Below are 10,914 nucleotides of genomic sequence, written 5' to 3'. Positions count from 1 at the left end.
CGGTGACCCCGGGCGCCAGGCAGGCAGTACCGACTCCCAGGGGGGACCTCTCCGCATGACCGCCACCGCATCCGACGCCCCGGCCGTCGCGCACTTCCGGTTCTTCGCGCTCGAAGTGCTCCGCACGCGCCGTCTGGGCCACTCGTTCCTGCGGGTCACGTTCGGCGGGGAGTCCCTCGCGGGCTTCCGCTCGGGCGGCTTCGACCAGAGCCTGTCGCTCTTCCTGCCCGCGTCCGGCCAGGAGCACACGGTGCTCCCGTCCACGGACGAGGACACCTGGTTCGCCGCCTGGCGCGGGATGCCGGACGAGGAGCGGCCGGTGATGCGTTCCTACACGGTGCGCGAGCAGCGCCGTACGCCCGAGGGGGCGGACGAGGTCGACATCGACTTCGTCCTCCACGGGGACACCGGCCCGGCGTCCCGCTGGGCGGGGCGGGCGGTGAGCGGCCGCCGGATCCTGGCGATCGGCCCGGCCGTCCGGGAGAACAAGTCCGTACGCTTCCAGCCGCCGGCCGACACCGACGCGATCTGGATGTACGCGGACGAGACCGCCCTGCCGGCCGCGGCCGCGATCCTGGACCGGCTGCCGGCCGGGACCCCGGTCAGGGCCTGGTTCGAGATCCCGCACGAGGACGACCGGCTCGACCTCGCGACGCAGGCCGACGCGGACATCACCTGGATCGTGCGCCGGAGCGACGGCCCGGAGCGCACGGAGCAGGTGCTGAGCGCGCTGCACTCGGGCGGACCCGGTGCGGCCGAAGCCCCGTACGCCTGGCTGGCGGGCGAGGCGGGCACGATTCGCGCGGTGCGCCGGCACTTCGTGCAGGAACGATCCGTCGACCGTCGCGCCGTACGTTTCACCGGCTACTGGCGGCTCGGCGCGAGCGAGGAACAGCTCCTCGCCGAGGCGTACGCGGGGAAGGCTCCCAGCGAGGATCCGGCGTCCGAACTCTAGTCAGTTTGCTTATGCGGCACCGCACTTGAGATGGGCCCTGGCTTTCCAGCCGGGGCCCGTCTCCGTTTGGCGAAATACTAAGGTTAGGCTAACCTAAACATCACCTACCCCACGCTCACCACCCCCTGCCCGGAGGAAAGTTGATGCGCTCGCATCTGCTGAACGAGACGACCGCGGACCTCTACCGGCGCTCCGTCACCGAGGGCGTCGAGCGCGTCGCCGCCAAACTCGCGGCGACGCAGCGGCCCCACACCGGTATATCCGTCGACGAACTCGCCCCGGTCATCAACGGGATCGACCTGGACAAGCCGCTCGAAGACGCGGCCGCCGTCCTGGACGAGCTGGAGGACGTCTACCTGCGCGACGCGGTGTACTTCCACCACCCGCGCTACCTGGGCCACCTCAACTGCCCGGTCGTCATCCCCGCCGTGCTCGGCGAGGCGATCCTCTCGGCGGTCAACTCCTCGCTCGACACCTGGGACCAGTCCATCGGCGGCACGCTCATCGAGCGCCGCCTCATCGACTGGACCACCGAGCGCATCGGCCTCGGCGCCGCCGCGGACGGCGTCTTCACCTCCGGCGGCAGCCAGTCCAACTTCCACGCACTGCTCCTCGCCCGTGACGAGGCCTGCCGCCTCGTCATGAAGAAGGCCCTCGACGAGGGACGCGAGCTCACCAAGGCCGAACTCCTTCCGAAACTGCGCATCTTCACCTCCGAGGCCAGCCACTTCAGCGTGCAGAAGTCGGCCGCGATGCTCGGACTCGGCTACGAGGCCGTCATCTCCGTCCCGGTCGACCGCAACCGCCGGATGGACACCGCGGTGCTCGCCCTGGAGCTGGAGCAGTGCGCCTCCGAGGGCCGCTTCCCGATGGCCGTCGTCGCCACCGCCGGCACCACCGACTTCGGGTCCATCGACCCGCTCCCCGAGATCGCCCGCCTGGCCGACGAGCACTCCGCGTGGATGCACGTGGACGCCGCCTACGGCTGCGGACTGCTGGCGTCCCCGACCCGTCGTCACCTCCTCGACGGCATCGAGCGCGCCGACTCGGTCACCGTCGACTACCACAAGTCGTTCTTCCAGCCGGTCAGCTCCAGCGCCATGCTGGTGCGCGACCGCGACACCCTCAAGCACGCCACGTACCACGCGGACTACCTCAACCCGCGCCGCATGGCCGAGGAGCGGATCCCCAACCAGGTCGACAAGTCCATCCAGACCACGCGCCGGTTCGACGCGCTCAAGCTCTGGGTGACCCTGCGCGTCATGGGCGCCGACGGCATCGGCTCGCTCTTCGACGAGGTCATCGACCTGGCCGCGGCCGGCTGGGACGTCATCGACGCCGACCCGCGCTTCGAGGTCGTCGTCAAGCCGCAGATCTCCACCCTCGTCTTCCGCTACGTACCCGAGAGCGGCGACATCCGCGCCGACCTCGTCGACGAGGCCAACCTGCACGCCCGCAAGGCCCTGTTCGCCTCCGGTGAGGCCGTCGTCGCCGGCACCAAGGTGGACGGCAAGCAGTACCTGAAGTTCACCCTCCTCAACCCGCAGACCACGACGGCCGACATCGCGGCCGTCCTCGACCTTCTCGCCGCACATGCCGAGCAGTTCCTGGGAGAATCCCTTGCCCTCCACCGCTGAGACCCACGACTTCATCGGCATCGGCGTCGGTCCGTTCAACCTCGGACTCGCCTGCCTGACCGCCCCGCTCGACGAGATCGACGGTCTCTTCATCGAGTCGAAGCCGCACTTCGAGTGGCACGCCGGGATGTTCCTGGACGGCGCCCACCTGCAGACGCCCTTCATGTCGGACCTGGTCACGCTCGCCGACCCGACGTCGCCCTTCTCCTTCCTGAACTACCTGAAGGACAAGGACCGGCTGTACTCCTTCTACATCCGGGAGAACTTCTACCCGCTGCGGGCCGAGTACAACGACTACTGCCGCTGGGCCGCCGACCGCCTCGACAACGTCCGGTGGTCCACCTCGGTCACCGAGGTCACCTACGATGAGCAGGCCGGCCTGTACGAGGTCCACACGGACAAGGGCGAGACCCACCGCGCCCCCCGCCTGGTCCTGGGCACCGGCACCCCGCCGCACCTCCCGCAGGCCTGCGAGGGCCTGGGCGGCGACTTCCTGCACAACTCCGCCTACATGCAGAACAAGCCGGAGCTGCAGAAGAAGAAGTCGATCACCCTCATCGGCTCCGGCCAGAGCGCGGCCGAGATCTACTACGACCTCCTCGCCGAGATCGACGTCCACGGCTACCAGCTCAACTGGGTCACCCGCTCGCCGCGGTTCTTCCCGCTGGAGTACACGAAGCTGACCCTGGAGATGACCTCCCCCGAGTACGTGGACTACTTCCACGCGCTCCCCGAGGACACCCGGTACCGGCTGGAGACCCAGCAGAAGAACCTCTTCAAGGGCATCGACGGCGACCTGATCAACGCCATCTTCGACCTGCTCTACCAGAAGAAGATCAGCATGCCGGGCACGGTCCCGACCAGCCTGCTGACCAACACCTCCCTGAACAGCACCGCGTACGACACCACCACGGGCACGTACACGCTGGGGCTGCGCCAGGAGGAGCAGGAGCGGGACTTCTCGCTGACCTCCGAGGGCCTGGTGCTGGCGACCGGCTACAAGTACGCCTTCCCGGAGTTCCTGAACCCGGTGCGGGACCGCCTGAACTTCGACGGGCACGGCCGTCTCGACGCCGCCCGCAACTACAGCATCGACACCACGGGCCGCGGGGTCTACCTGCAGAACGGCACCACCCACAACCACTCCCTCACCTCGCCCGACCTGGGCATGGCGGCGTACCGGAACGCGTACATCGTCGGTGAGCTCCTCGGCCGTGAGCACTACAAGGTCGAGAAGTCCATCGCGTTCCAGCAGTTCGCCGCCCCGGAAGGCACCCTCTGATGAGCACCACCGAACTTCTCTTCTCCCGCATCGACACGGAACTCGGCTCCTTCGCCGTGCGCCCCCTGGACCCGTTCGCCGACGCGGAGCTGCTCCACGGCTGGGTCACGCACCCGAAGGCCTCGTTCTGGATGATGCAGGACGCGTCCCTGCCGGACGTCGAACGCGAGTACATGAGGATCGCCGCCCACGAGCACCACCAGGCCTTCATCGGCCTGCACGAGGGCCGCCCCGCCTTCCTCATGGAAACCTACGACCCGTCCGAGCTGGAGCTGGTCGGCCTCTACGACGCCCAGCCCGGCGACGTCGGCATGCATTTCCTCGTCGCCCCCAGCGACACCCCGCTGCACGGTTTCACCCGCGCCGTCATCACCACGGTGATGGCCGCGGTCTTCGCCGACCCCGCCACCGAGCGCGTCGTCGTCGAGCCGGACGTCGCCAACACGGCCGTGCACGCCCTGAACGAGGCCGTGGGCTTCGTCCCGGAGCGCCAGATCACCAAGCCGGAAAAGGAAGCCCTGCTGAGCTTCTGCACCCGCGCGCAGTTCGAGGCCGCCACGGCCGCCGCGGGGGTCTCCATATGAGCCTCGCCGACGCCGTCGCCCACCTCTCCCCCGAGCTCTGGGCCCGCGCCAACCGCGCCCTGGTCCGCAAGGGCCTCGCCGAGTTCTCCCACGAGCGCCTGCTGACCCCGAAGCCGCTGGGTTCCGGCCTCTACTCGGTCCTCAGTGACGACTCCGCCGTGGAGTACCGGTTCAAGGCCGTCCTGCACGCCCTCGACCACTGGTCGGTCGACGAGGCCTCCATCACCCGTCACCGTGACGGCGCCGAGCTGGAGCTGGACGCGCTCGACTTCCACATCGAGCTGCGCGAGGCCCTGGGCCTGAGCCCCGAGGTGCTGCCCGTCTACCTGGAGGAGATCTCCTCCACCCTGGCCGGCACCGGCTACAAGTACACGAAGCCGCAGGTCCCCTCCGACGTCCTCGCGAAGTCCTCCTTCCAGGACATCGAGACGGGCATGACCGAGGGCCACCCCTGCTTCGTCGCGAACAACGGCCGGCTGGGCTTCGGCGTGCACGAGTACCTCTCGTACGCCCCGGAGACCGCCAGCCCCGTCCACCTGGTGTGGGTGGCCGCCCGCAAGGACGTCTCCACCTTCACGGCGGGCGCGGGCCTGGACCACGACTCCTTCATGCGCGAGGAACTCGGCGAGGAGACCATCGGCGTCTTCGCCGAGCGGATGACCGCGCTGGGCCTGGACCTGGCCGACTTCCACCTCTTCCCGATCCACCCCTGGCAGTGGTGGAACAAGACGACGGTCACCTTCGCCGCCGAGATCGCGAACCGCCGCCTGGTGCTGCTGGGAGAGAGCCCCGACGCGTACCTCGCGCAGCAGTCGATCCGCACGTTCTTCAACCGGAGCGCGCCGCGCAAGCACTACGTCAAGACCGCCATCTCGGTCCTGAACATGGGCTTCATGCGAGGCCTGTCGGCCGCGTACATGGAGGCCACCCCGGCCATCAACGACTGGCTGCACCAACTGATCGAGCGCGACGAGGTCCTGAAGTCGGTGGACTTCTCGATCATCCGCGAGCGCGCGGCGATCGGCTACCACCACCGCCAGTACGAGCGCGCCACCGACCGGTACTCGCCCTACCGCAAGATGCTGGCCGCGCTGTGGCGCGAGTCCCCGGTGAACTCGATCCAGGGCGACGAGCGCCTCGCCACGATGGCCTCGCTCCTGCACGTGGACGCCGAGGGCAAGTCCTTCGTCGGCGCGCTGATCGCGGAGTCGGGCCTGACCCCGGCCGAGTGGCTGCGCCACTACCTGCGCGCCTACCTGGTGCCGCTGCTGCACTGCTTCTACCAGTACGACCTCGCGTACATGCCGCACGGCGAGAACACCATCCTCGTCATCGAGGGCGGCCTGGTGAAGCGGGCGATCTTCAAGGACATCGCCGAGGAGATCGTCATCATGGACGCGGACGCGGTACTGCCGCCCGCGGTCGAGCGGGTCCGGGCGGACATCCCCGAGGACATGAAGCTCCTGTCGATCTTCACGGACGTCTTCGACTGCTTCTTCCGCTTCCTCGGCGCGATCCTCGCGGACGAGGGCATCTGCGAGGAGGACACCTTCTGGCAGGCGGTCGCGGACTGCGCTCACGCCTACCAGGAGTCGATGCCGCAGCTCGCGGAGCGCTTCGAGCGGTACGACCTGTTCGCGCAGGAGTTCCAGCTGTCCTGCCTGAACCGCCTCCAGCTGCGCAACAACAAGCAGATGGTCGACCTCGCCGACCCGGCGGCGGCCCTCCAGCTGATCGGCAACCTGCAGAACCCCGTCGCGGCCTTCGCCCGGCGGTGACACACGGGGCGGGGGAGGCATCGATACGGTCCCTCGGTGCCTCCCTCTCCCCACCCCCGGATCCCGACGGCGTGACCGCGAAGCACAATGGCCCTCTTCGCGGTCACGCCTTCGTGTGTCCGCTCCCGTGGCCGCAGCGCACGGCCCGAGTCCGTCTGGGAGCCCGTATGCCGATCCGGATCCGCCCCGGACGTGCGGCCGCCCTGCTCCTGTCGGCCGTGATCGCGGCCGGAGGGCTGTCCGGCTGTTCCTTCCTCTCTCCGTTCAAGACCTGCGAGGGGACCGGGGCCCGGATGAAGGAGCTGGAGTCGCTGCCCCTGCTCTCCTCGCCGCCGCCCGGCGCGAGCGCACCCCGCACCTTCGACGGCGCCTTCTCCGAGTGCGCGGACGACAGCGGCGACGCCTGGCTGTCCGCCGGGCGCACCTACGTGTATCCCGGCACCCGCCAAGAGGTCCTCGACCACTACCGCAAGGCCGCCGAGGCCGACGGCTGGCGGTTCGAGCCCGGACCGGTGCGCGGTCAGGACGCATCCGGATCATGCTTCACGAAGGGCGGGGGCGGGCAGGCCAAGGTGTTCGCCCTCTCCTTCCCGCCCGTGCGCTTCCTCACCGAGTTCTACGGTGCCGAAGCCGCCGCGGAGTTCGCCTCGGGTGCCGGCTTCGAGATATCCGTGGGCTCCGAGGCCGACGGGGCCACGACCTCCTGCTGGGGCTGACCCCGTCCCACCGGTCACTGCCAGGGAACGTCCGGCGCCTTGAAGAAGCCGATGCCCTGCGCGGTCAGCCGGGGTGCCTGCGCGGCCAGGCGGCGGCTGTAGGAGGTCCAGTCGAGCGCGGCCGCCGGCGACCAGCCCAGTTCGGCCAGGCCCAGCACCCGCGGGAAGGCCATCAGCTCCCAGTCGCCGCGCGTCGCGACGGTCTCCGTCCACAGCGGGGCCTCCACACCCAGCACCGCCGACTCCGGGACCCCGGCCAGGTACGCCCCCGGGTCCCAGGAGTAGGCGCGCCGCACCGGGACGTACCCCGCCCAGGCCAGGCCCGGCTTCGTCGCCGGGTCGTACTTCATGTCGAGGTACAGCCGGTCCGCCGGCGACAGGATCAACGGGTGACCCGCCTGCGCCGCCGCCACCACGGCCGTCTTGTCCGCAGCCGGGGTCTTGTCATGGCCCCAGTACTGGAGCACCGCGCCCCGGGCCGGGCGGGCCGTCGCCAGCTGATGCCAGGCCACCACCGTCTTGCCGTACCGCCCCACCACCTCCTGGGCCCGGTCCATGAAGGCCGCGTAGTCCGCCGCCGGCGTCGCGTGCGCCTCGTCGCCGCCGATGTGCAGATAGCGGCCCGGGGTCAGCGCCGCCAGTTCGCCGAGCACCTCGTCGACGAACTCGTACGTCCGCTCCTTGGCGACGCACAGGGAGCTGAAGCCGACCTTGACGCCGGTGTACCGCTCCGGGGCCTTCCCGTCGCAGTTCAGCTCGGCGTAGGAGGCGAGCGCCGCGTTCACGTGCCCCGGCATGTCGATCTCGGGGACCACGTCCACGTACCGCTGCCCCGCGTAGGCCACCAGCTCCCGGTACTCGTCCTTCGTCCAGTGGCCGCCGGGCCCGCCGCCGACCTCGCTGCCGCCCCCGTACTCCGCCAGCCGCGGCCAGGAGTCGACCGCGAGGCGCCACCCCTGGTCGTCGGTCAGGTGCAGGTGCAGGGTGTTGACCTTGTACTGGGCGAGCTGGTCCACGTACCTCTTCACCTGCTGCACCGAGAAGTGGTGGCGCGCGATGTCGACCATGGCCCCCCGGTACGCGAAGCGCGGCCGGTCGGTGACCGTCCCGCCCGGCACCGTGCCGGACCCCGCCACCGGCACCAGCTGGCGCAGCGTCTGTCCCGCGTGGAAGAGCCCGGCCGGCGTCCGCGCGGTGAGGGTGACCCCGGCCGGGCCGGACTCCAGCCGGTACCCCTCGTCGCCCACCCCCTGCGCCGCCCCGTCGATCCTGAGCCGGATCCCGTCGCCCTGCGCCCCCTGCACCACCGGCAGCGGCAGCCCGCTCGGGCCGCGCAGCTGCTCGGCGAGGAGCTCGGCCACCCGGCGGACCTCCTGGTCCGGGCCGCGGCCGGTACGGATGACCGTGCCCGAGCCGAAGGAGTAGCCGGGGCCGCCGGCGCGCGCGGAGACGGGTGCCGGCAGCAGCCGTTCGAACGGGGCGAGGGCCGGCGGCGGGTCGTCCCCGGGTCTGACGTCGTCACCGTGGGCGGCGGTGCAGGCGGTCGCCAGGGCCGGGGCCGCCGCGAGGGCGAGGAGGGTGCCGAGCGTGCGTCGCAGGACTCTCATCCCACAGGTATAGGCCAAGCGGGCCGTCGCGCCCGGTGGGGGCATCCGGGACGTGCGGAAATCATCCGAAGGTGGTCACATCGAGCGCCTTACTGGTCCAGACCAGAGGGATCCTGCCCGAAATCGGGCAGGATCTTTGCGTTCGACGCTGCAAGCCGCCAATATCTACGAGTGCTCGATCGCCGCCCGTCGCATGACGACCTCGTCGACCACCTGGTGCGCAGCACCGCGCTGCAGCGCGGTGAGGCAGCCCGGGTGGTACTGGACGTGCTCGCCTACTTCGACGAGACGACCGAGGAGTTCGTCCGCCGCCGCCACCGGGAACTGCAGTCCGGCGGAGCGGTGAACGCGGAGATCTTCGAGCGGATCGCGGCCGAGCTGCCGCACCGCGCCGTGGCGCCGCCGGAGCTCTCGCTCCGGCAGTTGCGCCGCATCGTCTACGGCTGAGCCGGCGGCCGCCGCACGCGGCACCGGACGAGTACAGAACCGAACTTCAGGAGGGGCAGAACCGTATGTGTGGAATCGTCGGTTACATCGGCAAGCGTGACGTGGCACCGCTGCTGCTGGAAGGCCTGCAGCGGCTGGAGTACCGCGGATACGACTCCGCGGGCATCGTGGTCAACACCCCGAAGGCCCCGGCCCTGAAGGTCGTCAAGGCCAAGGGCCGCGTCCGGGAGCTGGAGTCCCGCGTTCCCAAGCGCTTCGCCGGCACCACCGGCATCGCCCACACCCGCTGGGCCACGCACGGCGCCCCGAGCGACATCAACTCGCACCCGCACCTGGACCCCGAGAACAAGGTCGCCGTCGTCCACAACGGCATCGTCGACAACTGCTCCGAGCTGCGCGCCAAGCTGGAGGCCGAGGGCGTCGTCTTCGTCTCCGAGACCGACACCGAGGTCATCGTCCACCTGATCGCCCGCTCCGAGGCCGACTCCCTGGAGGAGAAGGTCCGCGAGGCGGTCAAGGTCATCGACGGCACCTACGGCATCGCCGTCATGCACGCCGACTTCGCCGACCGCATCGTCGTCGCCCGCAACGGCTCCCCCGTGGTGCTCGGCATCGGCGAGAAGGAGATGTTCGTCGCCTCGGACGTCGCCGCGCTGGTCGCCCACACCCGCCAGGTCGTCACCCTCGGCGACGGCGAGATGGCCACCATCAAGGCCGACGACTTCCGCACCTACACGACCTCCGGCACGACGACCACCGCCACCCCGGAGACCGTGGAGTGGGAGGCCGCCTCGTACGACATGGGCGGCCACGACACCTACATGCACAAGGAGATCTCCGAGCAGCCCGACGCGGTCGACCGCGTGCTGCGCGGCCGGATCGACGACCGCTTCAACACCGTGCACCTGGGCGGCCTGAACCTGGACCCGCGCGAGGCGCGCGGCATCCGCCGGGTCAAGATCCTGGGCTGCGGCACCTCGTACCACGCGGGCCTCATCGGCGCCGGTCTCATCGAGGGCATGGCCCGCATCCCCGCGGATGCCGAGCCGGCCTCCGAGTTCCGCTACCGCAACCCGGTCGTGGACCCCGACACCCTCTACATCGCGGTCTCCCAGTCCGGTGAGACGTACGACGTGCTCGCGGCCGTGCAGGAGCTCAAGCGCAAGGGCGCCCGCGTCCTCGGCGTGGTCAACGTGGTCGGTTCCGCGATCGCCCGCGAGGCCGACGGCGGCGTGTACGTGCACGCCGGCCCGGAGGTCTGCGTCGTCTCCACCAAGTGCTTCACCAACACGGTCGTGGCCTTCGCGCTGCTCGCCGTGCACCTCGGCCGCATCCGGGACCTCTCGGTCACCGACGGCAAGCGGATCATCGAGGGCCTGCGGAAGCTGCCCGCGCAGATCCAGGAGATCCTCGACGGCGAAGAGGACATCAAGAAGCTGGCGGCCGAGTTCGCCGAGGCCAAGTCGATGATGTTCATCGGCCGGGTGCGCGGTTACCCGGTGGCGCTGGAGGCCTCCCTCAAGCTGAAGGAGATCTCCTACATCCACGCCGAGGCCTACCCGGCCTCCGAGCTCAAGCACGGCCCGCTGGCGCTGATCGAGCCCTCGCTGCCGACGGTCGCGATCGTCCCCGACGACGACCTGCTGGAGAAGAACCGCGCGGCGCTGGAGGAGATCAAGGCCCGCAGCGGCCGGATCCTCGCGGTCGCCCACCGCGAGCAGGAGAAGGCGGACCACACCATCGTGGTCCCGAAGAACGAGGACGAGCTGGACCCGATCCTGATGGGCATCCCGCTCCAGCTGCTGGCGTACCACACGGCCCTGGCCATGGGCCGGGACATCGACAAGCCGCGCAACCTGGCGAAGTCGGTCACCGTCGAGTAAGCGTCGTTCCACCGGAGAACCCCCG

At 70.1% G+C, this 10,914-nt stretch carries 9 protein-coding genes; 8 read left to right on the top strand and 1 reads right to left on the bottom strand.

Annotated features, from left to right (window positions below; translation table 11 throughout):
* Positions 1-55 precede the first annotated feature (55 nt).
* From ACWGIU_RS05225 to ACWGIU_RS05200, 6 genes are all read left to right on the top strand, one after another.
* Complete coding sequence (locus tag ACWGIU_RS05225; protein ID WP_453702582.1) at positions 56-955, top strand: siderophore-interacting protein; 900 nt, start codon at positions 56-58, stop codon at positions 953-955.
* A gap of 143 nt (positions 956-1,098) precedes the next feature.
* On the top strand, positions 1,099-2,592 hold the full coding sequence (locus tag ACWGIU_RS05220; RefSeq protein WP_453702580.1) for a pyridoxal phosphate-dependent decarboxylase family protein: 1,494 nt from the start codon (positions 1,099-1,101) through the stop codon (positions 2,590-2,592).
* A complete protein-coding gene (locus ACWGIU_RS05215) occupies positions 2,576-3,874 on the top strand; it encodes a lysine N(6)-hydroxylase/L-ornithine N(5)-oxygenase family protein (protein ID WP_453702578.1) in 1,299 nt (432 codons plus the stop codon). Before ACWGIU_RS05220 ends, ACWGIU_RS05215 begins: the two co-directional genes overlap by 17 nt.
* Complete coding sequence (locus ACWGIU_RS05210; RefSeq protein WP_453702576.1) at positions 3,874-4,458, top strand: GNAT family N-acetyltransferase; 585 nt, start codon at positions 3,874-3,876, stop codon at positions 4,456-4,458. The genes ACWGIU_RS05215 and ACWGIU_RS05210 overlap by 1 nt, the downstream gene beginning before the upstream one ends.
* Positions 4,455-6,236: an IucA/IucC family protein gene (locus ACWGIU_RS05205; RefSeq protein WP_453702574.1), complete on the top strand. Its 1,782-nt coding sequence runs from the start codon at positions 4,455-4,457 to the stop codon at positions 6,234-6,236. Before ACWGIU_RS05210 ends, ACWGIU_RS05205 begins: the two co-directional genes overlap by 4 nt.
* A 167-nt stretch (positions 6,237-6,403) precedes the next feature.
* Positions 6,404-6,952 carry a hypothetical protein gene (locus ACWGIU_RS05200; RefSeq protein ID WP_453702572.1) on the top strand — a complete coding sequence of 183 codons (549 nt, stop codon included), beginning with the start codon at positions 6,404-6,406 and terminating at the stop codon, positions 6,950-6,952.
* A 14-nt stretch (positions 6,953-6,966) separates the two neighbouring features.
* Here the strand turns inward: ACWGIU_RS05200 and ACWGIU_RS05195 are convergent, their stop codons facing one another.
* Positions 6,967-8,559 carry a beta-N-acetylhexosaminidase gene (locus tag ACWGIU_RS05195; protein WP_453702570.1) on the bottom strand — a complete coding sequence of 531 codons (1,593 nt, stop codon included), beginning with the start codon at positions 8,557-8,559 and terminating at the stop codon, positions 6,967-6,969.
* 171 nt (positions 8,560-8,730) lie between these two features.
* Here ACWGIU_RS05195 and ACWGIU_RS05190 point away from each other — a divergent pair, with 171 nt between their 5' ends.
* Together ACWGIU_RS05190 and glmS are read left to right on the top strand one after the other, a co-directional pair.
* Positions 8,731-9,006: a hypothetical protein gene (locus ACWGIU_RS05190; RefSeq protein ID WP_030008735.1), complete on the top strand. Its 276-nt coding sequence runs from the start codon at positions 8,731-8,733 to the stop codon at positions 9,004-9,006.
* A 65-nt stretch (positions 9,007-9,071) separates the two neighbouring features.
* Entirely contained in the window at positions 9,072-10,889 is a 1,818-nt protein-coding gene (glmS, locus tag ACWGIU_RS05185; protein WP_453702568.1) for a glutamine--fructose-6-phosphate transaminase (isomerizing), read from the top strand.
* Positions 10,890-10,914 lie beyond the last annotated feature (25 nt).

The sequence above is a fragment of the Streptomyces sp. NPDC054840 genome (assembly GCF_053611065.1).
The sequence above is the reverse complement of the archived record's forward strand: the minus strand, read 5'-3'. Positions and strand labels throughout refer to the sequence as shown.